This is a genomic window from Pseudoduganella namucuonensis, from assembly GCF_900116645.1.
Lineage (GTDB): Bacteria > Pseudomonadota > Gammaproteobacteria > Burkholderiales > Burkholderiaceae_D > Rugamonas > Rugamonas namucuonensis.
This window is the reverse complement of sequence record NZ_FPBO01000046.1, coordinates 45,789-59,723: the sequence shown is the minus strand read 5'-3', so window position 1 is coordinate 59,723 and position 13,935 is coordinate 45,789. Positions and strand designations below refer to the sequence as shown.

The window sequence follows — 13,935 nt, the reverse complement described above, 5'->3', positions numbered from 1 at the left end:
AGGTTGCCCCGCGCTGCCGTTCGACTTGCATGTGTAAAGCATGCCGCCAGCGTTCAATCTGAGCCAGGATCAAACTCTTCAGTTCAATCTCTGTTTAAAGTCATTTCTGACTTGGCGCCCATCAAAATAACTGACGATTCCTCTTGCGAGGTCACGTTTATTTCTTTTGTTGAGCGTTTAATAATTTGAGCTAAGAGGCTTGCGCCTCCGGCATCATCATCAAACGCCCACACTTATCGACTGTTAATTTTTAAAGAACCTGTCTGCGTTGTCGACGAATCGTTTTGTCCGTCAGCAGAGAAGCGAGATTATGAGGCGTTTGATTTACTTCGTCAACCCCTCGTTTTCCACTTCCTTTTCCGCTCTGCGTATGCTCAGCAGCGCGGGGACAGAACTATAGCAAAGGCCCGCCGGTCTTGCAACACTCAGTTGCCACGGCGATGCACCTGAACGTAATCGACCAGCATTTGCTGCGGCAGCATCGGCGACGCGGACATTCTCCGGCCGGCCCGTATAGTATTGCAGCTCGTTGCTGACGGAGTAACAGCGGTAAAATGGCTCCTTTCGCCGCAAATGCCGTCTGACTAGCGACGCTCCGTCGCTCCCGCGCAGGCGGGAATGACACGGTTGCGGCCGCCTCCCGCCCACATTTCATTATTCGCACCATGACCATCCTGCTCTCCACCCTCAACGCGCGCTACACCCACGCCTCCCTCGGGCTGCGCTACCTGCTGGCCAACATGGGGGAGCTGCGGGAACGGACCAAGATACAGGAATTCGTCATCGGCGCGAAGACCACGGAAATGGTCGAGCGCATCCTGGCGCACCAGCCGCGCATCGTCGGTTTCGGCGTCTACATCTGGAACGTCGAGGAAACCAACAAGCTGGTGGCCATGCTGAAACGGGTGGCGCCGCACATCGTGGTGGTGCTGGGCGGGCCCGAGGTGTCGCACGAGACCGGGGAGCAGGACATCGTCAGACAGGCCGACTACGTGATCACCGGCTGGGGCGACGTCACCTTCCCCAAGCTGTGCGGCGAGATCCTTAACGGGCCCAAGCCCCTGATGAAGGTGCACGCCGGCCACCAGCCGCCGATGGCCGAACTGGCGATGCCTTACTCGCTCTACACCGACGACGACATCAAGAACCGCACCATCTACGTGGAGGCCTCGCGCGGCTGCCCGTTCAAGTGCGAGTTCTGCCTGTCCGCGCTGGACAAGACGGCCTGGCCCTTCAACGTCGACACCTTCCTGGCGGAGATGGAGGGGCTGCACGCGCGCGGCGCGCGCCTGTTCAAGTTCGTGGACCGCACCTTCAACCTGAACATCAAGACCAGCCTGAGGATCATGCGCTTCTTCCTCGACAAGCTGGAGGCCAACCCGGACGATCCGGTCTACGCCCACTTCGAGCTGGTGCCGGACCACCTGCCGGACGCGCTGAAGGAAGGCATCGCCAAATTCCCGGCGGGCGCGCTGCAGTTCGAGATCGGCATCCAGAGCTTCAACCCGGAGGTGCAGACGCTGGTGAGCCGCAAGCAGGACAACCAGAAGGCGGCCGACAACATCCGCTGGCTGTGCGACCACTCCACCGCCCACATGCACGTGGACCTGATCGCCGGCCTGCCCGGGGAGACGGTGGAGAGCTTCGCGGCGGGCTTCAACAAGCTGTGGGCGCTGGGACCGCACGAGATCCAGTTCGGCATCCTGAAGCGGTTGCGCGGCACGCCCATCATCCGCCACACGGAGCCGTTCGGGCTGGTGTTCGATCCGCATCCGCCCTACACCATCCTGGCGAACAAGGATATCGACTTCCCCACCATGCAGCGGCTGGTGCGCTTCGCGCGCTACTGGGACCTGGTGGCCAACTCCGGCCGTTTCACGCACACGGTGCCGGTGCTTTTGGGAGAGGCGCCGTTCGAGAACTTCATGGCGTTCGCGGACTGGCTGTACGCGAACACGGACGCCACCCACCGCATCGCGCTGGACCGGCTGGCGGGCATGGTGCAGCGCTGGCTGGCGCACACGGGAATGGCGGCCGAGGACGCGGCGCGGCTGCTGGCGCGCGACTTCGCGCCGGCGAAGGCCAAGGCGCAGGCGGTCGCCCCGCAGCGGCAGGCGCGGCACCTGGCGGCCTGACACCGGGACAGACCCGCGTTCCGCGGCGCGGGCCCTTGGCAAAGCGCGTGGCGCGTGGGGTCTGTCCCCTTGGACGCGCCAGGGGCGAGACGCAAGGTTAGCTATCGCACGCTACGGGCTTGCCTTAGTGGCGTCGCTGGAGAAAGTCACTTACACTTGAGCTTATGCCTACGAATCCAGCCCCCTCCCTCACCATCAGCCCCGGCGGCGAGTCGGGGTCGTCGGTCACGGCCGCTGGAACCTGGCAGGTGCACGCGCTGGCCCACAAGCGGACCATGAACTCCATCGGCGCGATGCTGAAACGCCTGAAGGGCAAGCAAATCCAGTGGGACTTGCGCGGCATCGACGCCCTGGACCACATCGGCGCGCAGCTGCTGTGGAACGCCTGGGACAAGGCCCGCCCACCGTCGCTGCAGCTGGCCCCCGAACACGAGGAATTCTTCAAGCGCCTGGAAACCACCGGCAAGCTGCAATTGGCGCGCCCGCGCCCGCACCGCTTCAAATCCGTGGTCGCGCTGGGCCAGGGCATCCTCGGCTTCTTCGAGCACCTGAGCGGCTTCGTGCGCCTGATCGGCCAGGTCACGCAGGACATGTGGCGCTTCGTCCGCAATCCCATCCGCGGCCCCTGGCGCGAAATCTCGGCCAACATCTATCACGCCGGCTTCGAGGCGCTGGGCATCACGGCGCTGGTGGGCTTCCTGATCGGCGTGGTGCTGTCCTTCCTCTCCGCGCAGCAGCTGCGCACCTTCGGCGGCGACATCTACCTCGTCAACCTGCTGGGCATGAGCGTGATCCGCGAGCTCGGCCCCCTGCTGGCGGCCATCCTGGTGGCCGGCCGCTCGGGTTCGGCCATCACGGCGCAGCTGGGCGTGATGCGGGTGACCGAGGAGCTGGACGCGATGCTGGTGATGGGCATCTCGCACGGCTTCCGCCTGATCCTGCCGAAGGTGATCGCGCTGGCCATCTCCATGCCGCTGCTGGTGATCTGGACCGACACCATGGCGCTGATCGGCGGCATGGTATCGGCCAAGGTGGAGCTGAACCTGTCGGCGCGCTACTTCATCCAGAAACTGCCGGACGCGGTGCCGCTGGCGAACTACATGATCGGCCTGGGCAAGGGTGTGGTGTTCGGCATGCTGATCGCGCTGGTGTCCTGCCACTTCGGCCTGCGCATCAAGCCGAACACGGAGAGTCTGGGCCACGGCACCACCACCTCGGTGGTGACGGCGATCACGGTGGTGATCCTGGCCGACGCGGTGTTCGCCATCGTCTTCAACGGGGTGGGCTACTGATGGACGAGACCACCAACACGAGCACCGGGGACGACGACTGCAACGCCTGCCCCGAGGGCGAGGGCAAGCTGACGCTGGACGGCAGCGTGCCGGTGGTGGAGATCACCAACCTGCAGACGCGCTTCGGCCGCACCGTGGTGCACCAGGACCTGAACCTGGCCATCGAACAGGGCGAGATCATGTCCATCGTGGGCGGCTCCGGCACCGGCAAGACCGTGCTGCTGCGCCAGATGCTGGGCCTGGAGCGCCCCAGCCGCGGCTGCGTGCGCATCTTCGGCGAGGATATCAGCGAGGCCAACGCGGAGCACCTGCAGCAGCTGCGCAACCACTGGGGCATGCTGTTCCAGCAGGGCGCGCTGTATTCGGCCCTGACGGTGTTCGAGAACATCGCCCAGCCCATGCGCGAGCTGCGCGCGCTGCCGAACGACCTGATACGCGACGCGGTGCTGCTGAAGATGAACATGGTGGGCCTGGGGCCGGAGCACGCCAACAAGATGCCGTCCGACCTTTCCGGCGGCATGATCAAGCGCGTGGCCCTGGCGCGCGCCCTGGCGCTGGAACCCAAGCTGCTGTTCCTGGACGAGCCCACGGCCGGCCTGGACCCGGACCTGTCCGAGAGCTTCGTGGCGCTGATCAAATCGCTGCACCGCGAGCTGGGACTGACCGTGGTGATGGTGACCCACGACCTGGACACGCTGTTCGCCCTCTCGACCCGTATCGCCGTGCTGGCGGAGAAGCACGTGATCGCCATCGGCCCCACGCGCGAGGTGATCCGCGTCGACCATCCCTTCATCAAGCAGTTCTTCCTCGGCGACCGCGGCTTGCGGGCGCTGGAAGCGCTTGATGAAAAAGCGGCAAGCAAAGCATAAGGAGCCCCCATGGAAAACAGATCGCACGCATTGATGACCGGTTTCTTCACCATCGCCCTGCTGGCGGCGGCCGTGCTGTTCGGCGTATGGTTCAACCGCGACCGCGTGGAACGGGACCCCTACCTGATCGCCACCACGCTGTCGATCCCGGGCTTGAATCCGCAGGCGGCGGTGCGCTACCGCGGCCTGGAGGTGGGCAAGGTGGACGCCATCGACTTCGATTCCAAGACGGCGGGCCAGATCCTGGTGCACCTGAGCGTGGCGCCGGACACGCCGGTGACCAAGACCACCTACGCCACCCTGGGCTACCAGGGCGTGACCGGCATCGCCTACATCCAGCTGGACGATGAATCGGTGGGTTCGCCGCTGCTGCAGACCAGCAAGGACAATCCCACCCGCATCCCCTTGCAACCCGGCCTGTTCGACCAGCTGGAGAAGCGCGGCAAGGCCATCCTGGAGCGCGCCGAGAAAGCGGCCGACAGCCTGAACGACCTGCTCAGCCCCGACAACCGCAAGACCATGCTGGCCGCCTTCTCCGACGTGAGCGAGACCGCGAGGGAATACCGCGAACTGCCGCAAAAACTCGGCCCCACCATCGACAAGCTGCCGGCGCTGATGGACCAGGCGCGCGGCAGCCTGGCCGCCGTGAACCGCCTGGCCGACGACGCCACCAAGCTGACCTCCAGCCTGCAGGGCCCGGACGGCGCCATCTCGCGCCTGAACGGCACGGTGGACCGGGTGGGCCTGTCGCTGGAGACGGTGGCCGGCGGCATCGAGCTGGAGACACTCCCCAACATCAACGCCCTCACCGACGAGACCCGCTCGTCGATGCGCGCCGTGCGCCGCACCATGAACACCTTGAACGACCGCCCGCAAAGCATCCTGTTCGGCGCCCCCGACGGCGCGCCGGGACCGGGCGAAGCCGGCTTCGCGCCGCCCGCCGGCGCCGGCAAATAACGCTGGCAAATAACACGCACCCAGCAGAACCATGACAAGGACCGCCACCATGACCTCCTTCCAACGCCTGTCCGCCCTGGCCCTGCTGCCGGCGGCGCTGCTGCTCGGCGGCTGCGCCACCAAGGCGCCCGTGTCCGCCACCTACGACTTCGGCCCGCTGCCCGCGCCGCAAGCCGCCGCAACGCCGGCGACACCGGCAACCCCGGCGGCCGCGCTGGCGGCCGCGCCCATCCCCGCGCTGGTGATCGCGGACGTGAACGGCCCCGCCTCGCTGGACAGCAACCGCATGTATTACCGCCTGCTGTACGCGGACGCGCAGCAGGCCCGCCCCTACGCCCACAACAGCTGGAGCGCGACGCCGCTGCAGCTGCTTAGCCAGCGCCTGCGCGCGCGCGTGGCGCAGGCCGGCGTGAAGGTGCTGGTCACCACCGACGCGGCGATCGGCATGCCGCTGCTGCGCCTGGAGGCGGACGACTTCTCGCAGAACTTCGACAGCCAGGCCAGCAGCAACGGCCAGGTGTCGCTGCGCGCCTCGCTGTTCCGCAACCACAAACTGGTGGACCAGCGCACCTTCACCCGCAGCACGCCGGCGCCCAGCGCGGACGCCGCCGGCGGCGCGCGCGCTCTGGCCGCGTCGTCCGACGCCATCGCCGCCGACATCCTGGCGTGGCTGGCGGCGCTGCCGCCGCAGCAGCAATCGGCTTCCCAGCAGTCCTTGCAGCCGTCCGCCACGCGCCCATAACGCATGCAGGCCACGGTCAACCCACGCACGCCATCGCCCGTCGCCCGCGCGACGCTGCTGGCCTACGTGCTGCTGATCGTCTACGCCAGCTGGTTCCCCTTCTCCGGCTGGCAGAACCAGGGCCTGTCGCCGCTGATCTTCCTGCAGCACACGGAGATGCCGCGCTACTGGACCAAGTTCGACGCCATCATCAACGTGGTGGGCTACGTCCCGCTGGGGATGCTGATCGTGTACGCGCTGTACCCGCGCCTGCGCGGCGTGTGGGCCTTCCTGGTGGCGGCCCTGTGCGGCGCCCTCATCTCCGGCGCGATGGAGGCGGTGCAAACCTACCTGCCCAGCCGCGTCTCGAACAACCTGGACTTCTACACCAACGCCGCCGGCGGCGCGCTGGGCGCGCTGTTCGGCGTGCTCAGCGCCGGCCGGCTGCTGGACGGCAGCCCCCTGTACCGCCTGCGCCAGCGCTGGTTCGCGCAGCACGCCAGCCAGGGCCTGGTGCTGATGGCGCTGTGGCCGTTGGCGCAGATCTATCCGCAGGGCTTCCTGTTCGGCCACGGCCAGCTGCTGCCCATCCTGTCGGACTGGCTGTCGGAACTGCTGGACGAGAGCGTGGACCTGGTGGAGCTGGTGCGTCCCGGCGTGGAGCTGACGGTGGAGCAGTACTGGCTGTCCGAGACCATCATCACCGCCTGCGGCATGGTGGGCGCGGGCCTGACCCTGCTGTGCATGACGCGCAAGCCCTCGCCCCGCGCCGGCCTGCTGATCGCGCTGGTGGGGGCGGCCGTCGTCATCAAGGCGCTGGCCACGGCGCTGCTGTTCTCGCCCGAGAACGCCTTCGTCTGGGTGACGCCGGGCGCCCAGGGCGGCTTCCTGATCGGCGCCATCATGCTGGCCGGGCTGGCGTTCGCGCCCCACATGGCGCAGCGGCGCCTGGCCGCCATCACCCTGCTTCTGAGCCTGCTTATCGTGAACAGCACGCCCGTCAATCCCTACTTCACGGCCACGCTGCAAGGCTGGGTGCAGGGCAAGTTCCTCAACTTCAATGGCGCCGCGCAATTCCTGGCGCTGCTCTGGCCGTTTTTCGCCCTGTGGTTCTTGCTGCTGCCCTCGCATAAGCTGAACCGGCCATAGGCGGGTATCATTACGCCTTGGACGAAGAATCGAGGCCCCTCATGAGCGACGACAACAAACCCTATTTCGAGCGTCACGTGTTCTTTTGCATGAACAAGCGTGACGACGGCCGCAACAGCTGCGGCGACCACGGCGCGGAAACCGCGCAAAAACACGCCAAAAAGCGCTGCAAGGAACTGGGCATCAATGGCCAGGGCAAGGTGCGCATCAACCAGGCCGGCTGCATGGACCGCTGCGAGGAGGGCCCCGTGATGGTGGTCTATCCCGAAGGCACCTGGTACACCTACGTGGACACCAGCGACATCGACGAAATCATCGACAGCCACCTGGTGGGCGGCAACGTGGTGGAGCGCCTGAAAATATGATGAACAAGAGCTCCGAGAAAATCACCCTGGCCGGCGCCGCCGGCCGGATGGAAGGCCTGATCGACATGCCGGCCAGCGCGCCGCGTGGCATCGCCCTGGTGGCCCACCCGCACCCGCTGTACGGCGGCACCATGGACAACAAGGTGGCCGTGACGCTGATGCGCACCTTCGTGGCCCTGGGCTACGTGGTGGCCCGCATCAACTTCCGCGGCGTGGGCGCGTCCGAGGGCGTGCACGACCACGGCCACGGCGAGACCGACGACATGGGCCTGCTGCACCAATACATGATTGAAAAGTTCCCCGGCCTGCCGGTGACGCTGTCCGGCTTCTCCTTCGGCACCTATGTGCAGTCGCAGCTGGGCCAGCGCCTGGCCGCCGCCGGCACCCCGGCCGAGCGCCTGGTGCTGGTGGGCGCGGCCGCCGGCAAGTGGCAGATGGCCGACATCCCGGCCGACACCATCCTGATCCACGGCGAAAACGACGACACCATCCCCCTGCAGGCGGTGCTGGACTGGCTGCGTCCGCAGGACGTGCCGGTGATCGTGATCCCCGGCGCCGACCACTTCTTCCACCGCAAGCTCGGCCACATCAAGAGCTGGGTGCAGGCGCTGTGGCGCAGCGGCCCGGCCGGCCAGGACGTCCAAAAGGACGCGTCCGCCGAGGATTGAAGCCCTATAATGTCCCGCATTCTCTTTATCACGAGCATCAAACACCCATGAAAAAATACCTAGCGGCACTCGCCACCAGCGTGCTGTTCCTGACCTCCGCCGTCGCCCAGACCATTCCCGCACCGACCATCGCCGCCAAGTCCTGGCTGCTGCTGGACATGACCAGCGGCCAGATCATCGCGTCGCAGGATCCGAACGCGCGCATCGAACCGGCCTCGCTGACCAAGATCATGACGGCCTACGTCACGTTCCAGGCCCTGCGCGACAAGAAGCTGGACATCAACCAGATGGTCAACGTCTCCGTGCGCGCTTGGAAGGTCGATTCCAGCAGCTCCAAGATGTTCATCGACCCGGCCGTTCCGGTTTCCATCAACGACCTGCTGCACGGCCTGATGGTGCAGTCCGGCAACGACGCCGCCGTGGCCCTGGCCGAGGCGGTGGCGGGCGACGAGGGCACCTTCGTCACGCTGATGAACCGCGAGGCCCAGCGCATGGGTCTGACCAACACCCGCTTCGCCAACCCGCACGGCCTGCCCAGCCCGGAGAACTTCTCCACCGCGCAGGACTTGTCGGTGCTGGCGAAGAACGTGATCAAGGACTTCCCGCAGTTCTACAAGATCGATTCGGTGAAGAGCTTCACCTACAACAAGATCACCCAGCCCAACCGCAACCGCCTGCTGTGGCTGGACCCGACCGTGGACGGCATGAAGACCGGCCACACCGAGGCCGCCGGCTACTGCATGATCGCCTCCGCGCGCCGCCCGAACGGCGCCAGCGGCGAGCGCCGCCTGATCTCGGTGGTGCTGGGCACCTCCTCCGACGGCGCGCGCACGGCCGAAAGCCAGAAGCTGCTGAACTGGGGCTTCCAGAACTTCGACACCGTGAAGCTGTACTCCAAGGGCCAGGCCATCGACACGCCGGAGATCTGGAAGGGCTCGTCCAACAAGGTGAAGATCGGCTTCGCGCAGGACGTGCTGGTGACGGTGCCCAAGGGCGTGGCCGGCAAGATGAAGCCGCTGCTGGAGCGCCGCGACCCGCTGGTGGCGCCGCTCGCCGAGAACACCCGCGTGGGCTCGCTGAAGATGATGGTGGACGGCAAACCGATGCTGGACCTGCCGGTGGTGGCGCTGGAGGGCGTGACGCAGGCGTCGATCTTCGGCCGCGCGTGGGACTCCGTGCGGCTCTGGCTGAAGTAAACCAACAGCGGAACCAGGGGACAGACCCACCGCGCCACAAGTCAACGCATAGGCACGCGTCCCAGGTCGCGGGTCTGTCCCCGGTTTAGGCCGCGGGCCTATTCGCTCAACGAGTGGTGCAGGGCCTCCTGCGCCCACTCGAAGGCGCTGTCCCGGGTGGCGCCCAGGGTATCGGGAGCTATGCCCATCTCCAGCGCCAGCTCGGCGGCGCGGCCCACCTGGCCGCGCTCCAGCAGCAGCGCCAGCATCAGATACGGTCCATACTCCCCGCCGCTGCGCAGCAGCACCTCCCTGATCTCCTCAGACAGATGCATCTTGTCCAGGATGGCCGCCATCGGCATGCCCAGCAGGATGTCGAACAGCGACAGCAGCCCCACCAGGAACAATTCGTCGCGCGCCGCCTGCGGGATGTCCTCCCCCGCGATCTCCAGGAAGCGCGCCCGCCCCAGCGCCACCTCCAGCAGCGCCTCGTCGCGCGCATGGGTGCTGCCCAGGCGGAACATCGACACCGTCAGCCAGCGGTACAGATTGCCGCGGCCCAGCACGATGATCGCCTCCTTCAGGCTGGTGATGACCGTGTGATGGCCCGTGCTGGGCGCGTTGGCCCACTTCAGCACATGGAAGGCCAGGCCGGGGTCCTGCTTGGCCACGTCGACCAGTTCGGCGACCTCGGCGTCGGTGCGCAGCAGGTTCAGCAGCTCGATCGAGGTCAGCCGGCCCTGGTCTATCTTGGCTTCCGCGTCCACCGCGTCGGTGGTGGAGAGGAAGTGGCCCAGGCAAAAGTCGCAGCCCCACGCCAGGCACATGCGCTGCTCATCCCAGCTGTTCACGCTCTCGACGGCGATTCCCAGCGCCGGCCAGGCCGCGCGCAACTGGCGCATGAAGGACTGGAACTGCGGCAGCGAGCAATCCGACAGGTCGAGGAAGGCGGCGTCGCAGGCGGCCAGCAGCGGCGCGTCCTCCGGCGCCAGGGTGGCGCCGCGCAGCGCGGTCTTGCAGCCGGCCGCGCGCAGCGCCAGCAGCCTGCCCGCCAGTTGCTCCGGCGGCAGCGCGGCCTGGCGGCGGTCGATCAGGAACATGCTGTTGGGGGTGGCCAGCGCCAGGTGGTGGCCGGCGTCGATGGCCTCGATGGAAACCGGGATCACGGCGATGCGGCGCTCGGCGAAGGCCGGCAGGTCGGCCGCCTTCAGCGCCTCGAAGAATTCCCATTCGGCCGGCGCGGCGCGCTGGCCGCTGCCCTTGAAGCTGAAACGGTAGCCGCACAGGCGGTGCTTCTTGTCGACGATTTCCTCCCGCCACAGCATGGCGTCCGCGTCGGCGAAGCTGAGCCGGTCCGCGCCGGGCGGCTCGGGCACGGGCGCGGCGGACGGCGCGGCGGTGGGCACCGGCGCGCGCGCCAGGGGGGCTGGAGCGGACGCTTCCTGGTCCGTCTTTCGCGACAAAAAAGATAGCAAGCCCACGACCAGGTCTCCTTGCGGCTGCACTTCCAAGTGGCAATTTTCTTACTCATCATACATTGAAAGACGGCAAAAAAAGCCCCGGGCTGCTGAAATTTTCAGCATTGTTGCGAAAGCGGACACATGCCGCATTTCCACTTTATAATCAGCGCTTTACCGGATTCAAACCGGTTCCACAAACCAGCCCGAGAGCCCCGTATGAGCACCGTCCACCGCACCGACCTGTCCTGCCCCACCGTGACCACCAACGCCGGCGGCCTGGGGCTTTCACGCATCGTAGCCGGCATGTGGCGCATGACGGAATGGGACATGGCGCCGGCGCAGCGCCTGGCCTTCATCGAGCAATGCCTGGAGATGGGGGTGAGCAGCTTCGACCATGCCGACATCTACGGCGGCTACGGCGTGGAGGCGTTGTTCGGCGAGGCGCTGGCGCTGAAGCCGTCGCTGCGCGGGCGCATGCAGATCGTCAGCAAGTGCGGCATCAAGCTGCTGTCCGGCAGCCGTCCGGAGCACACCATCCAGCATTACGACACCACGTCGGCGCACATCGCGGCGTCGGTGGAGAACTCGCTGCGCCAGCTGCGCACCGATCACCTGGACCTGCTGCTGATACACCGTCCCGACCCGCTGATGGATTTCGACGAGATCGCCGCCGCCTTCGAACGGCTGCGCGCGGAAGGCAAGGTGCGGCACTTCGGCGTGTCCAACTTCAGCCGCCACCAGTTCGAGGCGCTGAACCGCCGCATCGCGCTGGCCACCAACCAGGTGGAGTTCTCGCCGCTGCACGTGGCGCCGATGTTCGACGAGACCTTCGACGGCCTGCAGGACCTGGGCGTGGCGCCGATGATCTGGTCGCCGCTGGGCGGGGGAAGTTTGTTCAAGGGCGGCGACGCGGCGGGCGAGCGCGTGCGCGCGGTGACGCGGCGCATCGCCGACGAGCTGCAACGGCCGTTCGCCTCGGTGGTGTTCGCGTGGATCATGCAACTGCCCTGCCGTCCGGTGCCGCTGACGGGCAGCGGGCGCATCGCGGCCATCGCCGAGGCGGTGGAGGCCACCGAATTCACGCTCAGCCGGAGCCAGTGGTTCGAGATCCTGCGCGCCGCGCGCGGGCACGAGGTGGCCTGAAACCAGCGGCAAGGGCTGGGGTCGGACCCGGCGGGTCTGACCCCTGATTCCGCTGTTGGTTTAAAGGGTCTCGTCGCCGTACACCCGCGGCGGCGCGACGCCCTTCCAGCCATAGCGCCACGCCAGGTTGAGCGCCAGCGTCAACACCACATACACCACGAAGAACAGCGCGAAGAACGCCGTGGTGAGCCACACGAACAAGCCTATGCACAGCAGCAGCACGGCCAGCGCGCCCCAGCTCTTCTTCTGCTTGGAACTGGGGAAGCGGATGGTGGACACCATCAGGCTGCCCACCACCAGCAGCAACGCCACCACCAGGTAGCCGTGCAGCGTGTCCGTGGCCGGCCGCGGCCACGCCACCACCACCGACGCCACGCAGGCCGCGCCGGCGGTGATCGGCATGCCGACGAAATAGCGCGGGTCCGTGCGCCCCACGTTCACGTTGAAGCGCGCCAGGCGCAGCGCGCCGCAAGCGACGAACACGAAACTGGCGATGCCGCCCACCCGCAGCAGGGTGGCGTGCTCGTGCCCCAGCTGCACGAAGCCATAGCAATACAGCAGCACCGCCGGCGCGCAACCGAAATTCATCACGTCGGCGATCGAGTCGAGCTGCACGCCGAATTCCGAACTGGTGCCGGTGGCGCGCGCCACGAAGCCGTCCAGCGCGTCGAACACCCCGGCCAGCACCAGCAGCGCGGCGGCCATCTGGTAGTCGCGCGCGCTGCCGATGTAGGCGTTGTCCACCGAGATCACGATGCTGCCGAAGCCGCAGGCGATCGACAACAGGGTGACAAAGCTGGGCAAGGCGAACTTGGCGCGCTGCAGGCGCTTCTTCGGTGGGGTCATCGTTGTGGGTTAACAAGGTTGGCGAAAACGTATTCTACAGCGGCACCAGCCGGCCGCGCCGCGCTTCCTTGGCTTGCGTCATGTGTAACTTTTGTAAGCAGCGTCGCCCTCGCCAGAAACTGGCATAGAATCGAAACGGGAAACACGCCGCCGAAGGGACACATCATGAGCACCTTGAACGCACGCTGGAACGCGTCCGCCATCGCGCTGCTGGCCGCCCTGCTGACCGCTTGCGGCGGCGGCGAAAAAGACAGCGCCAGCAATTCCGCCGTCACGCCGGTCACGCCGGCCAGCCCGGCCACCACGACGCCGGAGCCGGGCGCGCCCACGCTGACGGGCAACACCGCGACGGACGGCGTCAACTGGTTCAACTACCGCCGCCAGCAGGCCGGCCTGACGGCCCTGGCGCGCAACAGCCTGATCGACACGGCGGCGCTGGGCCACTCGAGCTACATGCGCGCCAACAACGTCATCGCCCACGAGCAGACCGCCGGCAAGACCGGCTTCACCGGCGCAAACCTGCTGGCCCGCCTGACCGCCGCGCGCTACACGCTGACCGGCTCCTACGCCATCGGCGAGGTGATCTCGGCGGCCGGACAAACCTCCGGCTTCTACCACGCGGAGGAATTGATCGGCGCGATCTACCACCGCTTCGTCATCATGGAACCGGTGTTCCGCGAGATCGGCACCGGCGTGGCGACGGGCAGCACTTACACCTATTTCACGGCGGACTTCGCCACCAACAACGGCCGCGGCGCCGGCGTGGCGCGCGGCAGCGTGGCGACCTATCCGGCCACCGGCCAGACCCGGGTGCCGCTGAACTTCTTCAGCGACACCGAATCGCCCGATCCCGTGCCCAACCAGAACGAGGTCGGCTACCCGATCAGCGTGCACGCCAACCTCGGGCAAAACCTGCTCGTGAACAGCTTCACCGTGCGGCCGCGCGGCGGCGCGGACCTGGCGGTGCGCCCGCTGGCCCATGGCGGCGACAGCGAAACGCCGGAAAGCGCGGCCGCCATCATCCCGCTGACTGTGCTGAAAACCAACACCATCTACGACGTCAGCTTCGTCGGCACGGTGGACGGCGTGGCGGTCGCCCGCAACTGGTCCTTCACGACCAAATAATCGCCTGGGTCGCGCGCCCAAGCGGCCCAG

The 13,935-nt window shown here is 66.8% G+C and carries 13 protein-coding genes and 1 rRNA gene; 11 read left to right on the top strand and 3 right to left on the bottom strand.

Annotated features, from left to right (window positions below; all coding sequences use genetic code 11):
* Positions 1-85: ribosomal RNA gene (locus BM436_RS31710) — 16S ribosomal RNA — on the bottom strand; the annotation flags it as partial.
* 580 nt (positions 86-665) lie between these two features.
* On the opposite strand from BM436_RS31710, the gene BM436_RS31705 reads away from it, so the two are divergent.
* The 9 genes from BM436_RS31705 to BM436_RS31665 all read left to right on the top strand — a co-directional run bounded on the left by BM436_RS31705 (position 666) and on the right by BM436_RS31665 (position 9,352).
* Positions 666-2,135 carry a B12-binding domain-containing radical SAM protein gene (locus BM436_RS31705; protein ID WP_093560368.1) on the top strand — a complete coding sequence of 490 codons (1,470 nt, stop codon included), beginning with the start codon at positions 666-668 and terminating at the stop codon, positions 2,133-2,135.
* 164 nt (positions 2,136-2,299) lie between these two features.
* A complete protein-coding gene (locus BM436_RS31700; protein ID WP_093560366.1) occupies positions 2,300-3,427 on the top strand; it encodes an MlaE family ABC transporter permease in 1,128 nt (375 codons plus the stop codon).
* A complete protein-coding gene (locus tag BM436_RS31695; RefSeq protein ID WP_229490910.1) occupies positions 3,427-4,296 on the top strand; it encodes an ABC transporter ATP-binding protein in 870 nt (289 codons plus the stop codon). Before BM436_RS31700 ends, BM436_RS31695 begins: the two co-directional genes overlap by 1 nt.
* A 9-nt stretch (positions 4,297-4,305) precedes the next feature.
* Complete coding sequence (locus BM436_RS31690; RefSeq protein ID WP_093560364.1) at positions 4,306-5,253, top strand: MlaD family protein; 948 nt, start codon at positions 4,306-4,308, stop codon at positions 5,251-5,253.
* A 49-nt stretch (positions 5,254-5,302) separates the two neighbouring features.
* The gene (locus BM436_RS31685; protein WP_093560362.1) at positions 5,303-5,995 is read left to right on the top strand and encodes an ABC-type transport auxiliary lipoprotein family protein; all 693 of its coding nucleotides are present in this window, start codon (positions 5,303-5,305) and stop codon (positions 5,993-5,995) included.
* A gap of 3 nt (positions 5,996-5,998) precedes the next feature.
* On the top strand, positions 5,999-7,123 hold the full coding sequence (locus tag BM436_RS31680; RefSeq protein WP_093560360.1) for a VanZ family protein: 1,125 nt from the start codon (positions 5,999-6,001) through the stop codon (positions 7,121-7,123).
* Between the two features lie 41 nt (positions 7,124-7,164).
* Positions 7,165-7,488, top strand: a complete 324-nt coding sequence (locus BM436_RS31675) for a (2Fe-2S) ferredoxin domain-containing protein (RefSeq protein WP_093560358.1) — start codon at positions 7,165-7,167, stop codon at positions 7,486-7,488.
* On the top strand, positions 7,488-8,156 hold the full coding sequence (locus BM436_RS31670; protein WP_093560356.1) for an alpha/beta hydrolase: 669 nt from the start codon (positions 7,488-7,490) through the stop codon (positions 8,154-8,156). The genes BM436_RS31675 and BM436_RS31670 overlap by 1 nt, the downstream gene beginning before the upstream one ends.
* 47 nt (positions 8,157-8,203) lie before the next feature.
* A complete protein-coding gene (locus BM436_RS31665; RefSeq protein ID WP_093560354.1) occupies positions 8,204-9,352 on the top strand; it encodes a D-alanyl-D-alanine carboxypeptidase family protein in 1,149 nt (382 codons plus the stop codon).
* Between the two features lie 98 nt (positions 9,353-9,450).
* On the opposite strand, the gene BM436_RS31660 is transcribed toward BM436_RS31665, so the two are convergent.
* The gene (locus tag BM436_RS31660; RefSeq protein ID WP_229490908.1) at positions 9,451-10,794 is read right to left on the bottom strand and encodes an EAL and HDOD domain-containing protein; all 1,344 of its coding nucleotides are present in this window, start codon (positions 10,792-10,794) and stop codon (positions 9,451-9,453) included.
* A gap of 213 nt (positions 10,795-11,007) precedes the next feature.
* Between BM436_RS31660 and BM436_RS31655 the strand changes: the two genes are divergently transcribed.
* The gene (locus tag BM436_RS31655) at positions 11,008-11,934 is read left to right on the top strand and encodes an aldo/keto reductase (RefSeq protein WP_093560352.1); all 927 of its coding nucleotides are present in this window, start codon (positions 11,008-11,010) and stop codon (positions 11,932-11,934) included.
* Between the two features lie 60 nt (positions 11,935-11,994).
* On the opposite strand, the gene pssA is transcribed toward BM436_RS31655, so the two are convergent.
* Positions 11,995-12,780 carry a CDP-diacylglycerol--serine O-phosphatidyltransferase gene (pssA, locus tag BM436_RS31650; RefSeq protein ID WP_093560351.1) on the bottom strand — a complete coding sequence of 262 codons (786 nt, stop codon included), beginning with the start codon at positions 12,778-12,780 and terminating at the stop codon, positions 11,995-11,997.
* 165 nt (positions 12,781-12,945) lie between these two features.
* Here pssA and BM436_RS31645 point away from each other — a divergent pair, with 165 nt between their 5' ends.
* The gene (locus BM436_RS31645; RefSeq protein WP_093560350.1) at positions 12,946-13,905 is read left to right on the top strand and encodes a CAP domain-containing protein; all 960 of its coding nucleotides are present in this window, start codon (positions 12,946-12,948) and stop codon (positions 13,903-13,905) included.
* Positions 13,906-13,935 lie beyond the last annotated feature (30 nt).

Bases quoted from the DNA above. Each gene is read 5' to 3' on its own strand.
- BM436_RS31655 (WP_093560352.1), top strand. From the start codon at position 11,008: ATGAGCACCGTCCACCGCACCGACCTGTCCTGCCCCACCGTGACCACC.
- BM436_RS31695 (WP_229490910.1), top strand. From the start codon at position 3,427: ATGGACGAGACCACCAACACGAGCACCGGGGACGACGACTGCAACGCC.
- BM436_RS31705 (WP_093560368.1), top strand. From the start codon at position 666: ATGACCATCCTGCTCTCCACCCTCAACGCGCGCTACACCCACGCCTCC.
- BM436_RS31685 (WP_093560362.1), top strand. From the start codon at position 5,303: ATGACCTCCTTCCAACGCCTGTCCGCCCTGGCCCTGCTGCCGGCGGCG.
- BM436_RS31690 (WP_093560364.1), top strand. From the start codon at position 4,306: ATGGAAAACAGATCGCACGCATTGATGACCGGTTTCTTCACCATCGCC.
- pssA (WP_093560351.1), bottom strand. From the start codon at position 12,780: ATGACCCCACCGAAGAAGCGCCTGCAGCGCGCCAAGTTCGCCTTGCCC.
- BM436_RS31665 (WP_093560354.1), top strand. From the start codon at position 8,204: ATGAAAAAATACCTAGCGGCACTCGCCACCAGCGTGCTGTTCCTGACC.
- BM436_RS31680 (WP_093560360.1), top strand. From the start codon at position 5,999: ATGCAGGCCACGGTCAACCCACGCACGCCATCGCCCGTCGCCCGCGCG.
- BM436_RS31645 (WP_093560350.1), top strand. From the start codon at position 12,946: ATGAGCACCTTGAACGCACGCTGGAACGCGTCCGCCATCGCGCTGCTG.
- BM436_RS31700 (WP_093560366.1), top strand. From the start codon at position 2,300: ATGCCTACGAATCCAGCCCCCTCCCTCACCATCAGCCCCGGCGGCGAG.
- BM436_RS31670 (WP_093560356.1), top strand. From the start codon at position 7,488: ATGAACAAGAGCTCCGAGAAAATCACCCTGGCCGGCGCCGCCGGCCGG.
- BM436_RS31675 (WP_093560358.1), top strand. From the start codon at position 7,165: ATGAGCGACGACAACAAACCCTATTTCGAGCGTCACGTGTTCTTTTGC.